The sequence below is a fragment of the Tamlana sp. 2_MG-2023 genome, assembly GCF_030548465.1.
Classification (GTDB): domain Bacteria; phylum Bacteroidota; class Bacteroidia; order Flavobacteriales; family Flavobacteriaceae; genus Pseudotamlana.
This window is the reverse complement of record NZ_JAUOSF010000005.1, coordinates 394931-419266: the sequence shown is the minus strand read 5'-3', so window position 1 is coordinate 419266 and position 24336 is coordinate 394931. Positions and strand designations below refer to the sequence as shown.

Annotated in this window: 21 protein-coding genes; 8 read left to right on the top strand and 13 right to left on the bottom strand. The window is 34.8% G+C overall.

The window, feature by feature from the left end:
- Positions 1 to 58: 58 nt before the first annotated feature.
- Entirely contained in the window at positions 59 to 1975 is a 1917-nt protein-coding gene (locus Q4566_RS11305; protein WP_303421220.1) for an ABC-F family ATP-binding cassette domain-containing protein, read from the bottom strand.
- Between the two features lie 86 nt (positions 1976 to 2061).
- Between Q4566_RS11305 and Q4566_RS11300 the strand changes: the two genes are divergently transcribed.
- Complete coding sequence (locus Q4566_RS11300; RefSeq protein WP_303421218.1) at positions 2062 to 2448, top strand: DUF983 domain-containing protein; 387 nt, start codon at positions 2062 to 2064, stop codon at positions 2446 to 2448.
- A gap of 134 nt (positions 2449 to 2582) precedes the next feature.
- Here Q4566_RS11300 and Q4566_RS11295 read toward each other — a convergent pair whose 3' ends face one another.
- The 10 genes from Q4566_RS11295 to Q4566_RS11250 form a co-directional block, all read right to left on the bottom strand.
- The gene (locus Q4566_RS11295; RefSeq protein WP_303421216.1) at positions 2583 to 3626 is read right to left on the bottom strand and encodes an FAD-binding oxidoreductase; all 1044 of its coding nucleotides are present in this window, start codon (positions 3624 to 3626) and stop codon (positions 2583 to 2585) included.
- A gap of 224 nt (positions 3627 to 3850) precedes the next feature.
- Complete coding sequence (locus tag Q4566_RS11290) at positions 3851 to 4651, bottom strand: hypothetical protein (RefSeq protein ID WP_303421211.1); 801 nt, start codon at positions 4649 to 4651, stop codon at positions 3851 to 3853.
- Between the two features lie 538 nt (positions 4652 to 5189).
- Positions 5190 to 6080 (bottom strand): gliding motility protein GldN, encoded by an 891-nt coding sequence (gene gldN, locus Q4566_RS11285; RefSeq protein ID WP_303421209.1) that lies wholly within the window; start codon positions 6078 to 6080, stop codon positions 5190 to 5192.
- Between the two features lie 146 nt (positions 6081 to 6226).
- The gene (gldM, locus tag Q4566_RS11280) at positions 6227 to 7789 is read right to left on the bottom strand and encodes a gliding motility protein GldM (RefSeq protein WP_303421207.1); all 1563 of its coding nucleotides are present in this window, start codon (positions 7787 to 7789) and stop codon (positions 6227 to 6229) included.
- Between the two features lie 63 nt (positions 7790 to 7852).
- Positions 7853 to 8491 carry a gliding motility protein GldL gene (gldL, locus tag Q4566_RS11275; RefSeq protein ID WP_303421205.1) on the bottom strand — a complete coding sequence of 213 codons (639 nt, stop codon included), beginning with the start codon at positions 8489 to 8491 and terminating at the stop codon, positions 7853 to 7855.
- 72 nt (positions 8492 to 8563) lie between these two features.
- Positions 8564 to 9928 carry a gliding motility lipoprotein GldK gene (gldK, locus tag Q4566_RS11270; protein ID WP_303421204.1) on the bottom strand — a complete coding sequence of 455 codons (1365 nt, stop codon included), beginning with the start codon at positions 9926 to 9928 and terminating at the stop codon, positions 8564 to 8566.
- 171 nt (positions 9929 to 10099) lie between these two features.
- Entirely contained in the window at positions 10100 to 11266 is a 1167-nt protein-coding gene (locus Q4566_RS11265) for a formimidoylglutamase (protein WP_303421202.1), read from the bottom strand.
- 9 nt (positions 11267 to 11275) lie between these two features.
- On the bottom strand, positions 11276 to 13798 hold the full coding sequence (gene topA, locus Q4566_RS11260; protein ID WP_303421200.1) for a type I DNA topoisomerase: 2523 nt from the start codon (positions 13796 to 13798) through the stop codon (positions 11276 to 11278).
- A gap of 137 nt (positions 13799 to 13935) precedes the next feature.
- Positions 13936 to 14718 carry a hypothetical protein gene (locus tag Q4566_RS11255; RefSeq protein ID WP_303421199.1) on the bottom strand — a complete coding sequence of 261 codons (783 nt, stop codon included), beginning with the start codon at positions 14716 to 14718 and terminating at the stop codon, positions 13936 to 13938.
- A gap of 38 nt (positions 14719 to 14756) precedes the next feature.
- Positions 14757 to 15521: a hypothetical protein gene (locus Q4566_RS11250; protein ID WP_303421197.1), complete on the bottom strand. Its 765-nt coding sequence runs from the start codon at positions 15519 to 15521 to the stop codon at positions 14757 to 14759.
- Positions 15522 to 15707: 186 nt separating this feature from the next.
- Here Q4566_RS11250 and miaB point away from each other — a divergent pair, with 186 nt between their 5' ends.
- From miaB to groL, 7 genes are all read left to right on the top strand, one after another.
- Complete coding sequence (gene miaB, locus Q4566_RS11245) at positions 15708 to 17168, top strand: tRNA (N6-isopentenyl adenosine(37)-C2)-methylthiotransferase MiaB (protein ID WP_303421195.1); 1461 nt, start codon at positions 15708 to 15710, stop codon at positions 17166 to 17168.
- 91 nt (positions 17169 to 17259) lie between these two features.
- Entirely contained in the window at positions 17260 to 18531 is a 1272-nt protein-coding gene (locus tag Q4566_RS11240; protein ID WP_303421193.1) for a sigma-54-dependent Fis family transcriptional regulator, read from the top strand.
- Positions 18532 to 18583: 52 nt separating this feature from the next.
- Complete coding sequence (lptE, locus tag Q4566_RS11235; RefSeq protein ID WP_303421191.1) at positions 18584 to 19093, top strand: LptE family protein; 510 nt, start codon at positions 18584 to 18586, stop codon at positions 19091 to 19093.
- Between the two features lie 43 nt (positions 19094 to 19136).
- Positions 19137 to 20099: a hypothetical protein gene (locus Q4566_RS11230; RefSeq protein ID WP_303421188.1), complete on the top strand. Its 963-nt coding sequence runs from the start codon at positions 19137 to 19139 to the stop codon at positions 20097 to 20099.
- Positions 20099 to 20449: a preprotein translocase subunit SecG gene (gene secG, locus Q4566_RS11225; RefSeq protein WP_303421186.1), complete on the top strand. Its 351-nt coding sequence runs from the start codon at positions 20099 to 20101 to the stop codon at positions 20447 to 20449. Before Q4566_RS11230 ends, secG begins: the two co-directional genes overlap by 1 nt.
- Positions 20450 to 20619: 170 nt before the next feature.
- The gene (gene groES / locus Q4566_RS11220) at positions 20620 to 20895 is read left to right on the top strand and encodes a co-chaperone GroES (RefSeq protein ID WP_303421184.1); all 276 of its coding nucleotides are present in this window, start codon (positions 20620 to 20622) and stop codon (positions 20893 to 20895) included.
- A gap of 99 nt (positions 20896 to 20994) precedes the next feature.
- Positions 20995 to 22626, top strand: a complete 1632-nt coding sequence (gene groL, locus Q4566_RS11215; RefSeq protein ID WP_303421182.1) for a chaperonin GroEL — start codon at positions 20995 to 20997, stop codon at positions 22624 to 22626.
- Between the two features lie 94 nt (positions 22627 to 22720).
- Here the strand turns inward: groL and Q4566_RS11210 are convergent, their stop codons facing one another.
- Together Q4566_RS11210 and Q4566_RS11205 are read right to left on the bottom strand one after the other, a co-directional pair.
- Positions 22721 to 23119 (bottom strand): hypothetical protein, encoded by a 399-nt coding sequence (locus Q4566_RS11210; protein WP_303421180.1) that lies wholly within the window; start codon positions 23117 to 23119, stop codon positions 22721 to 22723.
- Between the two features lie 73 nt (positions 23120 to 23192).
- Positions 23193 to 24332: a PepSY domain-containing protein gene (locus Q4566_RS11205; RefSeq protein ID WP_303421178.1), complete on the bottom strand. Its 1140-nt coding sequence runs from the start codon at positions 24330 to 24332 to the stop codon at positions 23193 to 23195.
- Positions 24333 to 24336: the final 4 nt, after the last annotated feature.

The following is a 24336-nucleotide window of genomic DNA, read 5'->3' as shown; positions in this document are numbered from 1 at the left end:
GTATAGTCGCCAAAATTACCCAATACTTTACTGCAAAAGGTTAAAAAAAACTTAAATTCTAAACATCGAATTCATCTATTTCCATATGAATTTCTTCCCATTTTTCAATAAATCCTTCTAAATCAGATTTCTTTTTTTGGTAGTCATCAAAGAAATTAGGTTTGGAAGTGGTTTCTTCATAATTCACTTCAAGCTCAACGTCTATAGCTTTTATGTCGCGCTCTAATTGATTGATTTTAGACTCGACATTACTAAGCTTGTTATTTAAAGACTTTAACTTCTTTTGGTCTTCGTAAGATTGTTGCTTTTTTTCTTTAGGAGCTTCTTCTTTTTTAACTACAGTTCGTTTTTCAACTTCTCTTAAATTTTCAACTTTACGCTGCTCTAAGTAAAAATCAATATCTCCTAAATATTCTTTCAGCTTATGATCTTTAAACTCATAAACAATATTGGTTAAGCCTTGTAAAAAATCACGATCGTGAGACACTAAAATCAAGGTGCCTTCAAAACGTTTCAAAGCATCTTTTAATACATTTTTAGATTTTATGTCTAAGTGGTTGGTAGGCTCATCCATAATTAGGACGTTAAAAGGTTGCAGCATCAGTTTCGCTAAAGCCAAACGATTTCGCTCACCACCAGATAAGACACGCACATATTTATCGGCCTCTTCCCCACGAAATAAAAATGACCCTAAAATATCACGAACCTTACTTCTATTCTTTTCGTTGGCAGCGTCAACCATCGTATCATACACGGTTTTGTTACCATCTAGATATTCAGCTTGGTTTTGTGCAAAATACCCTATTTGAACATTATGCCCCAGTTTTAAATGACCGTTGTATTTTACATCACCAACCATAATTTTGGCTAATGTTGATTTCCCTTGTCCGTTTTGTCCAACAAAAGCAGTTTTACTATCACGTTCAATAAGTAAATCTATATTTTTCAAGACATGATTGTCACCGTAGTTTTTAGAAACACCTTCAGCTTCTACCACAACTTTTCCAGGTGTAATAGACACTGGGAAATTTAGCGTCATCACGCTGTTATCATCTTCATCAACCTCTATACGATCAATTTTATCCAGCTTTTTAATAAGCGATTGCGCCATGGTTGCTTTAGAAGCCTTAGCACGGAATTTCTCAATAAGCTTTTCAGTTTGCTCAATTTGCTTCTGCTGATTTTTTTGAGACGCTAACTGCTGTGTTCTTAACTCTTCACGCAGAACCAAAAACTGAGAATATGGCTTCGGATAATCATAAATACGTCCCAAGGAAATCTCAATGGTACGGTTCGTCACATTATCTAAAAACATTTTATCGTGCGATACGATAGCTACAGCTCCAGCATAATTTCTTAAAAACCCTTCTAACCAAATAATAGATTCAATATCCAAGTGGTTGGTAGGCTCATCCAGAAGTAAGATATCATTATTTTGAAGTAATAATTTAGCCAATTCAATACGCATACGCCATCCACCCGAAAAAGTATCGGTAAGCTTATCAAAATCTTCACGTTTAAAACCTAAACCTTGAAGGATTTTTTCAGTATCTCCTTGGTAGTTATAACCGCCTAAAATTTCATACTGATGTTGAAGCTCATTAATATCAACCATTAATTGATGGTACCCTTCACTTTCATAATCGGTACGTTCGGCCATTTCGGTATTAACAGACTCCATTTTAGCCTCCACTTCTTTAATTTCTGTAAAAGCTTCGTAAGATTCCTCCAAAACGGTTCTACCTAAAATAAAATCGATATCCTGTTTTAAGAAACCAATTTTTAATTCTTTATCGGCCGCAATTTGCCCTGTATCGGGTTCCATTTCTTTCGACAGGATTTTAAGCATTGTCGATTTACCGGCACCATTTTTTCCAATTAACCCGATTCTATCACCATTACCAAGTTTGAAAGTAATATCTTCAAATAGGTATTCCCCTTGAAATGAAATCGATAAATTATGAATGTTCATCATAGAAATGTAACTTTTATCACAAGCGCTTTAGTATTAAAATATTATTTTTGTCCTGCGATTGAGCTTGCAAAAATACATTAAATTATATGTTTAAAAAAGGATCTAAAATATATAGCATTTTTACTGGGACATGTCCAAAATGTCATGAAGAATCTATGTTTAAAAATACCAACCCGTACATCTTATCTGAAGCCTTAGACATGCATGAAAAATGCTCTAATTGCGGTACGAAATACAAAATCGAACCTTCCTTTTTTTACGGTTCCATGTACGTGAGTTATGGTGTAGGCATCGCTTTTGCTGTAGCCGCATTTGTGATTTCGTTTTTTGTTTTTAACGCTGGCATCAATACTATTTTCATCTCAATTATAGCTACGTTAATTGTTTGTATGCCTATTATTTTAAGGCTTTCACGAAATATTTGGATTAATATTTTCATGAGTTACGATAAGAATCTGGCTAAGAAAAAATAATTTTTGGGCGTTACCACAAGGGTCGGGCTATCCGTTACAATCTTTTTACTCGTGCCTCGAAAAAAGGATTTTCACTATTATCCCTAACGCAACTCTAAAAACCAAGCACACATTTCTAGATTAAAATTGAGCTCTTAAGGTTCAAAACGTTTAATATCAACTTCCTTTTCTAAACGGGCATTGTTTTCAATATAATTGTAAAGTTGCTGCGCTACATAAGGCCCAATCATAACGCCTCGTGTTCCTAGACCATTTAAAACATACAGGTTTTTATGATCTGGGTGTCGCCCCACTAACGGACGTCTATCTTTAACTGTCGGTCTGATGCCTGCCACTTGATTCACGACCTCAAACGGACAACTAATCAATTTTTCTAATTTATCTAAAAGTTCATTTTTCGCCTTGTCTGAAACTTGGTTACTTAAATCCTTCCATTCATAAGTAGCACCAACAATATACTGGTCTTCCCCTAACGGAATTAAAAATACACCAGCTTTTAGCACGTAATCAATTTGTAATTCAGGGGCGTGAATAATAAGCAACTCCCCTTTTGCGGGAACCAGCGGTAAAAAATTAAAAAACGGATTTTGTTTTACACCATATCCTTCACAAAAAACCACCTGTGACGTTGTGATATTTTTGTATTGAACTTGATCTTGGTGACTTTCTAACACACCATATTCAAAAGGAGCGTCAAAATATAGACCTTTTGCACGTAAATCATTCTCATAAGCCTTAACCATGGTATTGACATCAATACGTCCGGTTTCTAGAACCTCTCCATAACCAAACGGGGCATCAATAGCAGCATTATCATTTCTTATAACTTTAGGAGACAACCATTTTGAAAGTAATGGTTTGTCGCAAGCAGCAAACCAATCATTTTGTTCTTCTAACGAAGCAAATTTTCTATAAACTGGAATTTTATAATCTAATTTAACTCCTAATTCCTTTTCAATACTAGCATAAAGCGGTAAGGCTAGTGCCAACTGTTCATCACTTTTCCAAACTGATGTAAACCGTTTTAGCACCACCGGATTATACAAACCACCCGCAACAGCAGAAGACTGTTGAGAGGCATTATCAAAAATAATAAAGGTTTTATTATGCTTTTTTAATTGTTCACAAAAACTAATACCTGCAATTCCTCCTCCTACTATTATATAATCTACTTTCATAATTATTTTATTGACATCTGTCTTGAATTCCCAAAGGTAATAATACCATCGCTCTTTTAATATCACTGTAATAAAATCTCCTTTTTGCTTTCTATTTCATCGTAACAAAATATAGTCTCTTTGGATATGCGTTATTTTTCTGTTTTTTATAAAACTAAAAAATCTCAGATTATAGATATAACCTGAGATTTTATAAACTTAGCAGTCCGTAAAGACCTTGCTCTTTATTTCATAAATTGTAAATTAATACCTGTTAACACTTGAAATACAGGTTGAACGCCTTGTACATAAATAGAATACTGTGGCTCTACGTACATATTAAATACCGTATTGCCCATTTTTATTACTTTTCCAATACCTAAAGCAATAGGAAATGAGTAAGCTTCCTTTTCAAAGTCCATAACCCAAATAGGAACCCCTCTTAAATAAGTTCCTTTACCCAGTTGCCAGAAGTAAAAGGGTTGAATAGCCGCCAAACTCGTTGAATCACGATCAGAATCACCTGCAAAAGATGCTTGCCATGTAATTAATGTTCCGAATTGAAAAACTGGAGACTTCGCTACGAAAGCAACAAAAGCAAAACCTCCTTGCCATTTACCAGAACCTAAAACATCATCACTAGCAGTAGGCGCTGTAATGGATGGTCCGATACCCATGGTTGTCGTAGCATTTGATACAAAATTATACGATAAGAAGGCATTAAAATCTCCAACACCACTTGTTGTATTTACAACTCCATTGACATTAGGCATTCCTAAAGTTGAAAAAGGCATAGATGCTCTTAAAAGCAACTTACCCTTAGAAAATGGTTTTGCAAAACGCAACCATGTGGTATTCATAAAGGCAGCGTCTGGCGCCTCAGACAATTTTGGAAAATAATAGTTCTGAAAACTTAAAGATGTCATATTTGCTAATGGATTATTAGCCTGTGCTTCGCTAGAACTAGCAGCTGGCGCATCTTCTTGGGCAAATGACACCGTAGAGGTCAGTAAAAAAACGATGAATATTCTGGTAATTTTGTTCATAAATACAGTTTTTGTGTTAAATAAAGATATGTTCAATGGTTTAATAATAAATAAAGTTAAGAAAATAATAGTATCATAGTTGTTAAAAAGTAAGGTTTTACCTTACTAAACCTGATAGCATGCTACATCACTAGTCATTATTTATATCTACAAATTTAACCTAAAATAGATCACCATCAGATAAAACTCGTGTAACAATTATATTCATTCTATTCACTAAAAATAATTAATAGAGGTCAGTAGCTAGTTACATACTTTTAAGTTGAGATTTAGCCGACTGTCAGATCGAGCGCAGTCGAGATCCGATTTTTAAACCGAAAAGTTCTCGACTGCGCTCGAACCGACAATAGTACTACATACAACATTCACATTTTCAAATTTATCTTTAGTTTAAATTATAAGTATTTATCTACCGACCTCTAATAATTAATATTGGAACATATAAATCCATGAATCATCAATGCTATTAAGAAAGTATAAAACAAAAAAACGCCCGCTTTAAAAGCAGGCGTTATATAATAATAAATGAATTTTAAAATTAATAGGTCCACATATCAAGTTCAAAATCTCTAATTTTATCTTTAATTCTTTGAGATTCTAAAAGTTGCATTAAAGCATTATCAGAAACATATTCAGAAATGGCTCTATCGCCTTGAACATTCTCTTCTCTATAGATATAACCATGGAAACGTCTAGCGTTTAGCACGTGATCGAACGAAAACGGTATAGAACTATTTTCATTATTAAACGATTTTGCTTCGTGTAATACCTCTCTAGCATCTGGGAAAAATACCCAAAACAATTCAACTAAATCAGGTTGATCTGTATCGATAAAGTTAACATCTGGCGCTACTGGAGCAATACCTAATAGTCTGTATTTCATTTCAGCTTGACGCTTATCAAAATACCATAATCCTTTGATATGATATTCTTTGATATCAGCAGCTGTAATATCTCTTCTGTTAATATATTCTGCAGATAAAGTTTCACCAGCATTAATTTGCTCAATACCTAATTCTGTAGTATCAACCATAGCTAACGATGCCTCTAAATCCTTTAATGTTCTTTTTGTTGTAAAATAAGAATCAGCATATATATTTTCGATGTCTCCATTTTTAATACTCTTTGTTAAAACATCATACAGTGAACGTCTATCTTGACCAATATTATTGGTATCAATAGGATAATATAACGGAAAGTTTGCACGCTCATCAAGAACTACTTTTTCCCAAACCATTTTAGAAAATAAGATATCTCTATCATCAACATAACCATATTCCAAAGGTTTATCATTATCTACGGCCTTTTGATCTTCTGTTCTAACGCCAATTTCTTCTGGACTCTTTGCATTTAATATATTCGCTTGAGCAAAAATATTAGAGACTGTAAAAACAGTTACAAGGGTTAATAAAAAACTTCTTAAATTCATCTGCTTATATTTATTATTTCTCAATGGTATTATAAAACATCCGCACTGGTTCAGTTGTTAACAACGTCATCTATTACGGATGTTAAATATTATATTTTTTCCTTTTAATACTAATAGCACTCTCGTACTTGAATATTAACTCAGATTTAGTTTGTAAGCTCAATAAATACTGGAGATACCTTTTTAAGTATAACACTTACTCCAGTAGCCTTAGCTTCAATGTCAAATATTTGAACACCAGATCCACGTTTAGCTCTCGCTAATGCCTGTTGTGCTCTACTATCTAACTTGTTACCGTTAACACTAATTGTAGGCTGTCCAGGAACTTTAAATTTAAATCCTGTAACACGTAATGGTAATTCGAAATCGAAATCATCAAATTTAGCACCAATAGTAGAAATTTGAAGACTATTACGTTGCATTTTTAATGACCCATCTTCACCTCTTACTGTACCAGTTGGTTTTGGTAAATCTTTAATTCTGAATTTCGCTTTATCTCCAACTTTCTTTCCGTCAGGTAAAGTTCCTGTAACATTAATGGTTACTTCTCTTCCCTTTATTCGTGTTGCATCCATTACATAAGAACTTCCAGATCTTCTAGATAAACCAGAAGCACTAGCGTTTACTTTATTATCAGGAATACCGGCGAATGAAATAGTCATTGGGTTTTTAACACCTCTATAAACCACATTCATCTTATCAGCTGAAATAGTCGCTGAATTCGGTTTAGCTACAGTAGCAAAAGAAGAGTTCACAGGCACTTCTACTTCCTCACCATCTTGAGCGAAAATAAGCATACCTTCAATTTTATGTTCTCCTACACCCCCTGTGCCAATTTTAAGTTTCACTTTACCTTCTTCGATAACATACTCATCTTCAGTAAGCTTCTTACCATCTAAGGTTAATTCAACTCGTGTTGGTTTTGTAGAAGCATCTTTACGACCTAATACAATGTTACCATCAAACTCCTCACCATTAAAGTAAGCTGATTTTGAAGTTTCCATCAAAGTCGTATAGTTTGTCATAGACACCTCACTAGAAAGTGTTCCTTGAAGCATCGTTGATAAAACCTCATTTTGAGTGGTTTTAATATCAGCTTGAAGTTGTGTCATTTTAGTTAAAGAAGCCACTAATGGGAATCCTTTATAGTGATAATCTAACCAATCTACTTTTACATTATCTCTGTTCGGTACAGGCTCTGTACTGAATTCTGATTGTACATCTTTAATTACAGGTTCCATTCCTGGCTGTCCTTTTAAAATCTCAGATACACCATCTCTAAAAGTTGCGATTTGGTTTAAAAATTCCTGTCCTTCAGTATCAACCTTGTCACCTTTAAAAAAGTGTGAATCTAAGTAGTCACCTTTATCCATGATCTCATAATCTGTAGGATCATCAATTTTAGCGGTCATTTTACCTTTTAATTCTTCTAAGTAAGCATCAAAATTATCAGCTAATGCATCAACTTGAACCGCTTTAGCTTTTAATTCTTGATATTTCTCTGGTTGATCTGCAGCTTTCTGTTCTAAGTTAGCCATAAAACTGTTGTTTTGAACAGTACTTGCTGCATTAGATTTAGTAAGCTTCTCATTCATTAATCCGAAGGCTGAAAGCACTTCTTTCGACATATTTAAAGCTAGCATCGCTATAAATATTAAATACATCAGATTAATCATTTTCTGTCTAGGTGATAAATTTCCTCCTGCCATGTTTGTTAATTAGGTCTTTATTAATTATTAATTAATTAGTAGTTTGAGATTAACTCCCCCTAATTATTTATTCATTGCAGATAACATACCTCCGTATACTCCATTTAAAGAAGATAAGTTAGATGCTAATGCTTTCATTTGCTCTTCTAACTTAGCCGCATTTTCAACAGACTCTTGGTTAATACTAGCTTGCTTATTTACACTTTCTAATTGTACTTTGTATAAGCTATTTAAAGATTCCATTTGAGCTGCTGCTAAAGACATCTCTTCACCATATTTTTTTGTAGCTTGAATTGAATCTACAGTTGGGCTAATGTTTTTAGCTGCACCTTCGAAATTCTTGATGCTGTTTCCTAAACTTGAGATTAATTCTCCGTCAATTTTAGCTTCTTTTAATAAATCATCTAATTTTTTAGACAATAAACCTTGAGCATCTTGCTTAGCTTCACCTTTACTACTTTGTGCTCCTCCAGCTAATTCTGGGTATACTAAAGCCCAATCTAATTCATCATCAACTGGTTCGAATGCTGATAATGCGAAAATAATTGCTTCTGTTACAAGACCAATAGTTAACATAACGTTACCTGTAAGTGGTCCAATTTCGAAGTGAATAATTTTGAATAATGCTCCAACAATTACGATAGCGGCACCTAATCCGTATGCCATATTCATAAATTTCTTGTTTGCTTTTGACTTTGCCATAATGTTCGGTTTTAAATTTTTAGTAGGTTAATTTTAATTATTTTGTTTTAATAAATTGGTTATAAATACGATTTACTTCTGACCGTTCGCTGTTACTTGTGTCCCCATATAATCTTGAACAGTTCTAAAGCCTATATAACTTCTCGCAGAATCTGCGTACTCATAATCTCTTGAACTTACTTGTAAGAAGTATGCAACATCTTTCCAAGACCCGCCTCTTACAATTTTACGTTGGTTTTCAGTATCGTTTACACTTGGATTGATTGTAGAAGTGTACTCGTAGGCAGATGGATCATATGATGCATTTACCCATTCTGACACGTTACCTGCCATGTTATATAAGTTGTAATCATTAGGATCGTAAGACTTAGCTTCAACAGTATATAACGCTTGATCGGCAGCATAATCTCCTCTTACAGGTTTAAAGTTCGCCATAAAACAACCTCTATCAGATTTTGTATAAGGCCCACCCCAAGGATACGTTGCGGCTTGCAATCCACCTCTAGCCGCATATTCCCATTCTGCTTCAGATGGCAATCTAAATGTATTTACAGCTGCTGATCCTCTCTTAGATTTTTGGTACGTATTTTTCCAAAGTGTTCTCCACTCACAGAAAGCTTTTGCTTGTTTCCAAGTCACTCCTACTACAGGATAATCACTATAAGCATCATGCCAAAAATAATCGTTATGCATTGGCTCATTGTATGAGTAAGCAAAGTCTCTAATCCAAACAGTAGTATCTGGATAAATTTCAATTTCTTCTTTTATGATAACGTCTTTACGTTTAACACCTCTACTTCTAGCTGCCTCTTGAATGTCCATGTGATTGTACTGAAATTTAAATTTCGTCACATCCCAAGTACGTTGTCCATTATAAGATTCTTCTAAAGGTAAATACATCGTATCCATAACCTCTGTATAGTACTCATCTGGATATTCAGCAGTATCGAAAATTAAATCGACATCTTTGTTGATTTTTCTTCCCTCGTAACCTGTTGGCCCAAGTCCTGTATAGTTTTCGAACATATATTTTTCGTAAACAGACATATCAGTTGTATCAACATCGTTAAATGCATACTCACCAATACCACCATCTTCAGGTGTTAACCCAACTTCATCAGCTAAAACAGCTAATTTCATTCTTACTATCGAATCTCTTACCCAGTTTACAAACTGACGGTATTCACTATTCGTAATTTCTGTTTCGTCCATATAAAAAGACCTAACAGTAACAGTTTTAGCAGGGGCGTCATGCACTCCAGCAAGATCATCATCAGCTTTACCCATGATAAACGCTCCTCCAGGAATAAGTTGCATTCCATAAGGCTTTTCTGGATGCCATTTTTTTCCTTGCACACCAACTAGTTCGCCTCTGTCTTTAGAGCCACAACTAGCAAGAACAGCCAACACTGCGGTTAATAATAATAACTTCTTCATATCCATAGTAAACTCGAGGTTAATTTATTTAGCTTTTCGATTCCGAGAGCGTAAACATATTTATATATTTTTTAAAAAACAACTAATTATCTAAAAAAATAACGTTTCATCGTAAAAAATTAGCACTTCAACGGTAGTTCAATTCGGTTAACAAACCTTTAACACCTGACCTTAAACGCTATTTTTTTGGAATGCTTTGTACCAACGCTCTGGTATAATATTGTTACAAGCATCTTTGTAATCTTGGTGCATGCATGGTAATAACGTATGACGCTTCAATTTATTATTGACTTCCGATAAAAATGGTATTTCTATCCACCAACGACCTGTTTTATTACTTTTATAGAACACTAAAGCCTCTTCTTCAACAAGAATTGTAAACTTTTGATAACTATTTTCATCTGAAAAATCATCATCTAAAACTCTATAATTGACACCTTCTATAAAATACCACATCATTTGCGCTATCAGCAATGAGGTCATATCATCATCTTTTGAAGGCCTATATTCATAAATACCAAAAGAACTTACTTTATTACTTATGCCTGCATATCTAGCGATAGCGCATATTTCTTTACCATCCAATCCGTTTGGCGAATAACGTTGATTTAAGCCTAGCTCCGACCCTTTTACTGCATTTAAATCGACACTTACTATATTGGCATCGCGTAATGCAGGTTCCACCGATGTAATATCGTGTGACACTTGGCCTAATCGATAAGATTCAAAATATAAGCTATCCATCAAGTCTAACTCCTCTTGGGAATTAAAATACGTTTGGTAGCCAATCGTGGCGTAGTTAAAAAGGTTATAGGGTTCATCGAGAATAATTTTACCTACAAAACTATTGTTTTTTATAGGTTTTGAAGAGTCGCCCAAATTAAATTGCGCATCCACATTAACAATATTAACCATAGGGATTAAATCGTCGTAAGCACGGTAATTAGCATAAGTTAAGTCTTGCGAACCTCCTAGAATTACAGGAATCACCTTTTTTTGTACAAGCAAACTAATAGCTTCTCGCAAGGCAAAATAAGTATCCTCAACACTTTCTCCTTTATGAATATCGCCTAAATCGGCAACAGTCATATTCCAGCTTCCGGGAAACAAGCTATAAAAAGATTTACGAATTTCATGTAGCTGAAATTCTTCACCTATATAATTAATATCATTTCTATTTTCAAGAACACCAATAATAGCAATATCAACACCATCTAATTCTGGCATACCATGCTGCTCAGAATGAATTTTAAGCTTTCTTCCTAGGGCTTGCGTTGAAAGTAATTCGTTGTGTGCTAAAACTAAATCTGAAACAGGCGAAAGAAAATTAAAATTCATATCTCTAAATTACTTTTTTGCACTTGGCTTTTTCTTTGCGGCTGGTTTCTTTTTAGCAGCCGGCTTCTTTTTAGCGGCTTTTTTCTTAGGTGTAGCCGCTTCAATGATACCTTGAGCTTCTTCTAAGGTCATTTCAGTAACATCAACAGTTTTAGGTAATTCTACTTTAATCTTACCTTTTAAAACGTTATGTCTTCCCCAACGGGCTTTTTCAACACGAATGCCTTCATCTTCCCAATTGTGAATCACTTTATCGATTTCCTTCTGAATTTTTGTTTCAATTAATTCGACAATATCTTCATCAGATAAATCATCCCAATCGTATTTTTTGTTCACGTTGATAAACATATTGTTCCATTTAATATATGGCCCAAAACGTCCTTTACCTTTTTGAACAGGCAAATCGTTATACATATATATAGGGGCATCTGCCTTTTGCTTTTCCTTTATTAAAACAATAGCATCGTCTATCTCTACACTTAGAGGATCTGTTCCTTTAGGAAGCGACACATAAGCTTCTCCAAACTTCACATATGGCCCGAAACGGCCATTATTCACTAAAACCTCTTCACCTTCATAATTACCTAATGTTTTTGGAAGTTGGAATAAATCCATAGCCTCTTCATAGGTAATGGTTGTTAATTGCTGATCTGGACTTAAGCTCGCAAACTGCGGTTTTTCTTCATCATCAACAGTACCTATTTGAACCATTGGTCCGAAACGCCCTAAACGCACACTCACCTGCTTACCTGTTTTAGGATCTTTACCTAAAATACGCTCACCAGATTCTCTATCGGCATTTTCTTTAACGTCTTCAACCACTGGATGAAAGTCTTTATAAAAAGCCTTCATCATTTTAATCCAGTTTTCATTTCCTTCAGCGATTTCATCAAAATCGGCTTCTACTTTTGCCGTGAAATTATAATCTAAAATCGCATCAAAATGATTCACTAAAAAGTCGGTTACAATCATTCCAATATCTGTTGGAACTAACTTGCCTTTATCTGAACCTACTTTTTCCGAAAGGGTATTATCTTTTACATTGCCTTCACTTAAAACTAGCTGCGTATACTCACGCTCTACACCATCAATAGTTCCCTTCTCAATATAATTTCTATTTTGAATGGTTGAAATGGTTGGTGCATAAGTAGACGGTCTACCAATACCTAATTCCTCTAACTTCTTAACTAGAGAAGCCTCGGTATATCTTGCTGGCGCACGAGTGTAACGCTCTGTAGCTGTTATGTAGCTATTCAGCAGTTTTTCATTCGCCCGCATGGCTGGCAACATCCCTTCGTGCTCTACATCCTCATCATCGGTACCTTCCAAATAGACCTTTAAAAATCCATCAAAAGTAATAACCTCTCCGTTTGCTGTAAAGGTTTCTTTATGTGTTGACGCTTCAATTTTTACGTTGGTACGTTCTAGTTCTGCTTCACTCATTTGTGATGCAATTGAACGTTTCCAAATTAAATCGTATAAACGTGCTTGATCTCTATCAATATCAACAGAGTGTGTTGCAAAATTAGTTGGACGAATCGCCTCATGCGCTTCTTGAGCACCTTTAGATTTTCCTTTGTAATTTCTTGGTTTGCTATATTCGTCTCCGTAGGCATTTTTAATTTCGGCTTCGGCACCTTTTCGTGCTTCATCAGATAAATTTACACTATCGGTTCTCATATAAGTAATTAAACCAGCTTCATAAAGGCGTTGCGCCATCGTCATGGTTTTACTTACTGAAAAATATAATTTACGCGATGCTTCTTGCTGAAGTGTTGACGTGGTAAACGGTGCTGCAGGTGATTTTTTAGCTGGTTTTTTTGTTAAATCAGCAACTTTAAAATCGGCAGTAGCGTTTTGTTCTAAGAATTTCTGAGCTTCTTCCTTAGATGAAAAGTTCTTCGGAAGCTTCGCTTTAAACGTTTGCCCATCTTCATTTGAAAATTCAGCATCTATTCTATAGGAAGCCACCGGTGTGAATCCTTCAATTTCACGTTCTTTTTCAACAATTAATCGCACAGAAACCGACTGCACACGACCAGCTGAAAGTCCGCCCTTCACTTTTCTCCAAAGTACAGGTGACAATTCGTAACCTACTATACGGTCTAACACACGACGCGCTTGTTGTGCATCGACTAAATCATAATCTATACCTCTTGGGTTTTCAATAGCTTTTTGAATAGCTGTTTTTGTAATCTCATGAAAAACAATACGTTTGGTTTTGTCTTTATCAAGTTTTAGTGTTTCCGCTAAATGCCATGCAATAGCTTCTCCCTCGCGATCCTCATCACTTGCTAGCCAAACCATTTCTGCTTTCTTCGCTAAGTCTTTCAGTTTTTTTACAACTGCTTTCTTATCTTTTGAAACTTCGTATTTCGGTTTAAAATCACCTTCAACATTAACCCCTAATTCTTTCGATGGTAAATCGGATATATGTCCGAAACTTGATTCCACTTTGAAATCTTTACCTAGAAATTTTTCAATGGTTTTCGCCTTTGCAGGTGACTCTACGATTACTAAATTCTTCGCCATACTTCATTTTTTGAAGCTACAAATGTATATGAAAAAAACGTTATCTGTAGCATATTCGTCATTATCTGTAAATTATTTCAGCTTGCAAACCTGCTTTTAACAGTATTGAAACAGGTCTTTTTGATAAAAAATAAGCCTTAATAATCTGAAACTCCTATTTCATCAATCGCATTTACTTCATTGAAACCAATCACATTTTTATAAATTAAATATATAGGGTGATAAATAAATGAAGCTGTAAACAAAAGTCCTATTCCGCAAGCTAAATACCCCACAAGTTGTGATAAAATAGAAGACACTACAATTAGCCCAAAAGAAACTAACCAATACTTATTAGCCAACTTAAAACTTGCTTTTATAATTTCAGTTGCAGATAATTCTGGATTAAACGCAAAGATAACCGCAAAAAACGATAATGGCACAATAGCATATATAAATGGTATATAGCAAAGCATTAGGGACACAATACCTATCAGCATTGAAATTAACGTAATTATCATCCCTTTGCTTAAGTATGATAGTTTAAAAAAGTAAAAATAATCTTTGATCACTGTATTTTCGTTAGCATCAAGTTTTCTCATAATTCTATAAAAACCTGCGTTAAGTGCAAAATAAACCGCTCCTACTACAAAGAATCCAATTATAACTAAAAGACTATATAATAAAGACATTCCTCCAAAAAAGGAAAGCATGGCATCATCATCAACAAGTCCCTCTTGCCCCTGCGACATGATCAATCCTATTAAGGGTGCATATAGAGCTATAATCAATGGTATCACAACTACCAAAGTCAATATTATTAATATAAAACCTTGAAGCCATGTCTTTTTAAATAAATCTATAGAGGCTCCAAATATATCTCCAAAATCGAGTGATTTTCCGTTTTGTATTTTCTCTAATAAACTAGTAATTGGATTCATAATGTTTGGGTTAAATAAATATGATATGGTTAATTATTTTATTGGATTGAATTACCGATTTCATCTATAGCACTTTTCTTTTCGAAACCAACAACTTCTTTGTAAATGAAAAACACTGGTAAATAAGCAATAGATATGGTAAACAGAATACCGATACCGCAACCTAAAATACCCAGAGCTCCCATTAAACTAGCGACAAACATGGTCCCAAATGATATTAACCATTTTTTGTTTCCTAATTTAAAACTCGCCTTGAGTATTTCTATCTCACTTAAATCTGGATTGAAAGCAAAAAACACAGAAATATACCCTAATGGCACATACACGTAGATCGCAGGAATTACAAATAGAAACAATGCTAGGGTTGATATTCCCGTATGTATCATTCCAAGAGTTAAAAGTTTGGAGAAATAACCATGCTTAAAAAAGTAGAAATAATCATCTTGAAGGTTCTCCTCTAATAGCTCACTCTTACAAATTCTATAAAAGGCTGCTAAAAACGCCATGGTTAAAGTGCTTATTAATATGTTTTGCGGGATGGCGTATATTACATTTTTAGAGTAATTATCTATAAAAGTATTGATATTAAAACCTTCATCTAACATTAAATTGGTAGACCCACTTAAACCAATAAGGTTAAATAACACCCCTGCGACCCCGGCGCACACTACTATAATCAAAACAAGCACTAACCCTTTTTGCCACACTTTTTTAAATAATGAAATCACTTGATCTATAATGGTACCGAAATCTAAATTTTTAGCGTTCTCAATTTTTTCAAATAAACTGTCAAGTGTAGTCATGGAAGTTAGCTTTTGTGGTTAATCGGGGTTAAAAATAATTTATTTTAACATAACCGAAAGCAAAACCTCTATGAATCATTAAAACAATCTTAATTGTGTGCTAAAATCGAACTGTCACTTTGTCACAAATCATAATTAAATTGTATCTTTGCGTGCTTATTGACCGATAAAAGGTTTCAGTAAATTATGGAAAAGATTATAGACGAAAACAAACAAGGAGAAGCCTTAGTTTTAGAACAAAAAGACACCAACAAACGTAAACTATTTATTGAAAGTTACGGATGTTCCATGAATTTTAGTGATAGTGAAATCGTGGCGTCTATTATGGCGAACCAAGGTTTTAACACCACGCAAAAACTAGAAGAAGCCGATTTAGTTCTAGTAAACACTTGCTCTATTCGAGATAAGGCAGAACAAACCGTACGTAAACGTTTAGAAAAATATAATGCCGTTAAGCGCGACCTAAATCCGAAAATGAAAGTTGGAGTTTTAGGCTGTATGGCAGAACGCTTAAAAACAAAATTTCTTGAAGAAGAAAAAATCGTCGATTTAGTAGTTGGCCCTGATGCCTACAAAGATTTACCAAATCTTTTAGCTGAAGTTGACGAAGGTCGAGATGCTATTAACGTGATTCTTTCAAAGGAAGAAACTTATGGCGACATTTCACCTGTACGATTAAACACAAATGGTGTTACCGCTTTTGTTTCCATTACACGAGGTTGTGATAATATGTGTACTTTTTGTGTGGTACCTTTTACTCGCGGTCGTGAGCGTAGTCGCGATCCTCAAAGTATTCTTGAAGAAGTAAATGACTTATGGAACAGAGGTTACAAAGAAATAACACTCTTAGGTCAAAACGTAGACAGTTACCTTTGGTACGGTGGCGGATTGAAAAAAGATTTTGAAAAAGCCAGCGATATGCAAAAAGCGACAGCGGTAAACTTTTCAAACTTGTTAGAAATTTGCGCCAAAGCACAACCTAAAATGCGTATTCGATTTTCAACATCTAATCCTCAAGATTTAACGCTTGATGTGATTGAAACGATGGCAAAATTCGATAACATTTGCAATCACATCCATTTACCAGTTCAAAGTGGTAGTAACCGCGTTTTAAAAGCCATGAACCGTTTGCATACGCGTGAAGAATACTTCGAATTGATTGACAACATTCGTCGCATTATACCAAATTGTGCCATCAGTCAGGATATGATTGTTGGGTTTCCTACAGAAACAGAAGAAGATTTTCAAGATACCGTTTCCTTAATGGAGTACGTAAAATATAACTTTGGATATATGTTTACTTACTCGGAGCGTCCAGGCACCATGGCTGGAAGAAATATGGAGGATGATGTTCCTGAAGAAACTAAAAAACGTAGACTTCAAGACATTGTGGATTTACAACGTATTCATAGTGAAATTAGAACCAAAGAACATTTAAATACTGTTGTAGAAGTTTTAATTGAAAAGGAATCAAAAAAATCTGCCGAACAATGGTCTGGAAGAACATCGCAAAACATCGTATGTGTTTTCCCTAAAGCACATTACAACATTGGTGATTTTGTAAATGTAAAAGTTACCGATTGTACAAGTGCCACTTTAATTGGGGAGGCAAGCCCCCTAATCCCCGAAGGAGAAACTGCAGAGTAAGACCTAAATTGATTTAAGAAAAAATTAAAGGGATTACGGCATAAATAATTAATAAATTAAAAAGATTTCCGTTTTCACGGAAATGAAAATTATGGAATCAGTTCAAGCAATAAAACAACGTTTTGGTATTATTGGGAATACACCAGCATTAAATCGTGCTATCGAAAAAGCCATTCAAGTGGCACCTACAGATATTTCGGTTTTAGTTACAGGAGAAAGTGGTGTAGGTAAAGAGAGTATTCCTAAAATAATACATCAGTTATCACACAGAAAACACAACAAATATATCGCTGTAAACTGTGGTGCGATTCCTGAAGGCACCATAGACAGTGAACTTTTTGGTCACGAAAAAGGCGCTTTTACAGGCGCTTCGCAAACCAGAGCAGGTTATTTTGAAGTTGCTGATGGCGGAACCATTTTTCTAGATGAAGTTGGCGAATTACCCTTAACTACACAGGTTCGTTTATTACGTGTTTTAGAAAATGGCGAGTTTCTAAAAGTAGGTTCTAGTAAAGTACAAAAAACCAATGTTCGCATCGTTGCAGCTACAAACGTAAATATGTTTGAAGCTATTGAAAAAGAAAAATTTCGTGAAGATTTATACTACCGTTTAAGCACAGTAGATATCAATTTGCCGCCGTTACGCGAACGCCAGGATGACATCCACTTATTATTCAGAAAGTTTGCGAGCGATTTTGCTTTGAAATATAAAATGCCTACCGTAAAACTTAGCGATAACGCGATACAAATGCTTATAAAATTCCGTTGGGGTGGTAACATTCGTCAGTTACGAAATATCGCTGAGCAACTTTCGGTTTTAGAGCAGAATAGAACCATTACTTCAGAAATTCTACGTGGTTATTTACCAGATTCGGCTTCAACTAATTTGCCTGCTGTTATAAAAACATCAAAATCGGAAAGTGACTTTAGTAGTGAACGTGAGATACTGTACAAAGTGCTTTTTGATATGAAAAGTGACTTGAACGATTTGAAAAAACTCACCATGGAGTTGATGAAAAATGGCAACACCAAAGATGTTGAGAAAAACAACGAAAGTTTAATTCAGAAAATTTATGGCGATGAAGACGATGAGGACACCGATTATGAAGAATCGTTAGACCCAGAAACAGAGCTACTTTCAATTAATGAACATGCCATTGAGGAAGACCTCGCTCCTATTCAAGATAAATATCATTTTGCTGAAGAAATCGAGGAAGAAGAAACCTTATCGCTTCATCAAAAGGAACTCGAACTTATTAAAAAATCACTTGAGCGTCATCAAGGAAAGCGTAAATTAGCTGCCGCAGAATTAGGTATTAGCGAGCGTACCTTATATCGCAAAATTAAACAGTATGATCTTTAGAAATAAGTTTTACAACCTTATAAACCTGCTTATTAAGTTATAGTTATTCAGAATGAAAAAATATTTAAAACACATAGCCCTTGCCGTATTTAGCTTAACATTTTTAGGCTGTGGCATCTATTCTTTTACAGGAGCTTCTATTCCTGCGGGGGTAACCACCTATCAAGTTAATCGTTTTGAAAACACTGCGCTTCTTGTAGAACCAGGTTTAGAACGTGACTTTAAACTAGCTTTAGAAGATTTAATTCAGAATCAAACCAATTTAAACTTAGTGCCTTCTGGTGGTGATTTAGTTTACGAAGGTGAAATTACAGAGTATAGAATCTCACCAACCACAGCAACTTCAGACCAAATAGCCGCGCAGAATAGATTAACAATTAGTGTAAGTCTAAGATTTATCAACAGAAAAAAGCCTGAAGACGATTTGGAGCAGCGTTTTTCATTTTTCTATGATTACCCAGGAACCGATCAACTTATTGGCACCCAAAAAACAACAGCTCACGAAGAAATATTTGAACGTATTACACAAGATATTTTCAATGCAACCCTAGCCAAGTGGTAAAACCAGCCTTTCATATTTAAAATTACTAAATTTGGCACGGCCAATGAATCAAGAAGATTACATACAAATTCTCCAAAATCCACAAGTTTTAACGAACGCGCAAACTGATGGGCTAAAATCGGTAATCACGAAGTTTCCCTATTTTCAGTCGGCTCGCGCCATTTACCTAAAAGGTCTCAAGGAGCAAAGTAGCTTACAATACAATCAAGAACTAAAAACAACAGCAGCCTACACTGCGGATCGAAGCATTTTATTTGACTTTATAACTTCAGAAATATTTGTTCAAAATGAAATTTCTGAAACCATAAAAAACAACAGTTCTTATTTAGGAAATATTCCTGTAGAAATAGAAGATCTTTCAATAGACAGAAAAGTGACTATTGACGATACTTTGAAACAACAAATTAGTGATACCGATGGTGTTTTAGATCCAGCACTTTTTGAACCAAAAGAAGCGAGGCCTCTAAAAGAAACACCTTTACTTGAAAAATCGACTAAAGCCGCTGAAGCTTCAAAAGAGACACTGGAAACAGAAACATCTTCCGCTGAAACAGTTTTAGATTTGGGTAAACCACTTCCTTTTAATAAAAAAGAATCACATTCTTTTAATGAATGGTTACAATTAACACGTTTTGCGCCTATTGAAAGATCTTCTGAAGAGAAAGAACCTATAAATACTGAAGATGAAATTGCTGAAACAGTGCCTTCTACAGATTTAGAAAAGGAACAAAAGTTCAAACTTATCGATAAATTCATCGCTGAAAATCCTAAAATTAGTCCGACAAAACCCTTATTACAGAAAGGGAATTTGGCTCAAGCGCAAATGATTCAGCCGGAAGCCTTAATGACAGAGACTTTAGCACGAATTTACGTAGAACAAAAAAACTTTAAAAAGGCAATTCAATCTTATAAAATTTTAAGTTTGAAATATCCAGAAAAAAGTAGTTTCTTTGCAAACCAAATTAGAGCAGTAGAGCAATTACAAGAACAAAACAATAAAAAATAATGAGTACGTTTACAATATTTTTAGTCCTTATAGTGGTGGTAGCGTTTTTACTTATCGTAGTAATCATGGTTCAAAACCCTAAAGGTGGCGGATTATCATCATCTTTCGGTGGTGGTGGAACACAACAATTAGGTGGTGTAAAGAAAACCACAGATTTCTTAGACAAGAGTACTTGGTACTTAGCAACCTTACTATTGGTATTAATTTTAGCTTCTAACGTGGCTATCAACAGAGGACCTGCTAACAACGAATCTAAAGCTTTAGATACTGATGCGGTTTCAACTCCAGTAGCTTTACCTGATGTTCCTGCAACAACTAATGATGCAGCTCCAGTAAAGGAAGCAGAATAGTATTCAAACACATAAAACAAGACAAAAATGCCAACTATTTAAGTTGGCATTTTTTGTTTCTACCCGTTCGGTAGACAGGTCTGCAAGTTTGTCAGTTATCTGCTATTGGCACATTTTTCGTATGAATTGACCTAGTATTTATAAACTTAATCATTAAAATATAAAACAAAATGGGATTAAACATTAAACCATTAGCAGACCGTGTTCTTATTGAACCAGCTGCAGCCGAAACTAAAACTGCTTCAGGAATTATTATTCCAGACAACGCTAAAGAAAAACCTCAAAAAGGAACTGTAGTAGCCGCTGGACCAGGTACAAAAGACGAGCCAATTACTGTTAAAGTTGGAGATACCGTTTTATATGGTAAATACGCTGGAACAGACTTAAAACTTGAAGGTACCGATTATTTAATCATGCGTGAGAGTGATATTCTTGCGATTGTATAAATAGCTTTTTTCATTTCCACGAAAGTGGAAATCTCATAAAACAAAAACAAAACATATTTAAAAGATTCCCTTCTTCAAGGGAATAAAAATAAGAAAATCATGGCAAAAAGTATAAAATTTGATATTGAAGCACGCGACGGTTTAAAACGTGGTGTTGATGCATTAGCAAACGCTGTAAAAGTAACTTTAGGACCTAAAGGTCGTAACGTAATTATTAGTAAAAGTTTTGGAGCCCCATCGGTAACTAAAGATGGTGTATCTGTTGCTAAAGAAATTGAATTAGAAGATGCACACGAAAACATGGGTGCACAAATGGTAAAAGAAGTGGCTTCTAAAACTAACGATTTAGCTGGTGACGGTACAACTACCGCTACTGTTTTAGCCCAAGCTATCGTTAAAGAAGGTTTAAAAAACGTGGCTTCTGGTGCTAATCCAATGGATTTAAAACGTGGTATCGACAAAGCTGTTGAGGCGATTACAAAAGACCTTGAAGACCAAGCTCAAAAAGTAGGAAACTCTTCAGAAAAAATTAAACAAGTTGCTGCAATTTCAGCAAATAACGATGATACTATTGGTGAATTAATTGCTCAAGCTTTTTCTAAAGTTGGAAAAGAAGGTGTGATTACCGTTGAAGAAGCCAAAGGTATGGAAACTTATGTTGACGTTGTTGAAGGTATGCAATTCGACCGCGGATACTTATCTCCTTACTTTGTGACAGATTCAGATAAAATGGTTGCCGATTTAGAGAATCCGTACATTTTATTATTCGATAAGAAAATTTCTAACTTACAAGAAATTCTTCCAATCCTTGAACCAGTTGCACAATCTGGTCGTCCTTTATTAATTATTGCTGAAGATGTAGACGGTCAAGCTTTAGCTACTTTAGTAGTTAACAAATTACGAGGTGGATTAAAAATTGCTGCTGTAAAAGCGCCAGGATTTGGTGATAGACGTAAAGCTATGCTTGAAGATATCGCAATTTTAACTGGTGGAACTGTAATTTCTGAAGAAAGAGGATTCACTTTAGAAAATGCTGATTTAAGCATGTTAGGTTCTGCTGATACGGTAACTGTTGACAAAGACAATACAACGATTGTAAACGGTTCTGGTGATGGTGAAACGATTAAAGCGCGTGTAAACCAAATTAAAGCTCAAATTGAAACAACGACTTCAGATTACGATAAAGAAAAACTTCAAGAGCGTTTAGCTAAATTAGCTGGTGGTGTTGCTGTACTTTACGTTGGTGCTGCAAGTGAAGTTGAAATGAAAGAGAAAAAAGACCGTGTTGACGATGCTTTACATGCAACAAGAGCTGCTGTAGAAGAAGGTATCGTTGCTGGTGGTGGTGTTGCTTTAGTAAGAGCAAAAGCTGTTTTAGAAAAAATCACTACTGAAAATTTAGATGAAACTACAGGTGTTCAAATCGTAAATAAAGCGATTGAAGCGCCTTTAAGAACGATAGTTGAAAATGCTGGCGGTGAAGGTTCTGTAGTAATCAATAAAGTATTAGAAGGTAAAAAAGACTTTGGTTACGATGCAAAAACTGAAACTTACGTAGACATGCTAAAAGCTGGAATTATCGATCCTAAGAAAGTAACACGTATTGCTTTAGAAAACGCTGCTTCTGTTGCTGGAATGATTCTTACAACGGAGTGTGCCTTAATTGATATTAAAGAAGAAGCTTCTACTATGCCTCCAATGGGTGGTGGCGGAATGCCAGGCATGATGTAGTCGAGAGCCTCGACACACAAATTATATTAAAAACGCTTCAATTGATTTTGAAGCGTTTTTTGTTTTTAATTTAACTGGGGTTAGACCTAAGTTTTTACTTTGAAGTCCGTTTTAACAACTCCTGTTCGATGTTGGTAGGAAACTTTAAAACGCCGCGATACCAATAATTGTATTCGGTTAACTCTTCTGGTTTAAACTTGTGTTGCTTAACCGCTTTAAAAAGTTTCAGCTCTTTTTTACGAAGCTTTTTTATATGTTTCAAATATTTAGATTCTGAAATCACTCCCGTTTTAAACAAATTCTGTTGGGTTTCAAATTCATTTTGAATATGGTTAAAACGTAATTTAAAGGCTTCAGCAGAAATACTATCTTGATTCACTTTAATATTTTCAGCCTTAACAAAGGAGTTTAGTGGCGTATTTCTGTTTTCCGCCGTAAGGCTAATAGTAGAGAATAGCACAATAGTGAAAACAACTATTTTGGTATGTATCATAAATCAAAAATAGTCAAAAGGCAACCAATAAGTTCACTTATTTAATTAGCTGAAGTATAAAGTATTATTCTTGTTATGCTTGAAGTTCCTTTTTATTTTTATAGTTTCTACCGTACCAAAGCAACACCCCTGTTACAGGTAAACTTGCTGTGAGTAGACTCACTAAAAAGGCTATAATTTTCCCAACAATCCCACCAATAGCGCCAATATGAATGTCATAATTCATTCTTAGTATTTTATCAGCAAACTTAGCATCTTCATATTTCCCATAGATACCCGGTGTTTCAATTTCTTCAAGTGTATTTTGATCGAAGAACCTAAAATCAGAATCATAAAAAATGCCTGCCGTTTTAGAAACCTCAACATAAATACTAGACGTGTCCGATTCTGGATAATGCAATTCATAATTATCAACGTCAGGAGACGCTTTCCAAAGTTTCGGAATTAATTGATCTATAGGTGCAACGCCTTCCGAAGCATCGTTAATTTTTAAGCCGCTATTATTTTCAGGGATAATAAAAGCCGCCACTTTATCACCTCCAGTAGACTTATAAAGCACGTATTTTAACCAATCATATGACATTACGGTACCTGTAAAAGCTAAAATCAAAGCTAAAGAACAGATATAAAAGCCTATGACAGTATGCAAGTCGAAGTTCTTTCGTTTCCACCGTGTAGTTGATTTCCAATCGAAAGTAATGCGTTGTTTTAAATTTTTACGCTGTTTTGGTATCCATAAAAGGAAACCTGAAATGATTATAAAAATAAAAAGTAATATAGAAGCTCCTACGAATTGTTCTCCAAATTCTTTAGGAAACCACAAACGCATATGCCCTTTCAATATAAAAGGAAAAAAACCAGAAAGATTATCATTAACCTGAATCACTTCACCTGAATACGGATTTAAATAAACATCTTGATAAAATTCAGGTTCTCTATCGTAAAAAATAACTTGAATGGCTTGATTAGGTTTTCCGAAAATCGCGCCATGAATATGGTTATCTGGGAAAACTTCTTGTGCAATAGTTTGTGCTTCGGTAACCGTAATTTGAGGTGTGTCTTGTACTTCTACCGTTTTATAGTCTGAATATAAACTTTCTATTTCATCTTTAAAAGCCCAACAGCATCCTGTAATAGAAACCAGAAAAACGACCAATCCTGTGGCAAGTCCAAGTATTTTATGCAGGGTTAATATTTGTTTTCTATATTTCATAGGC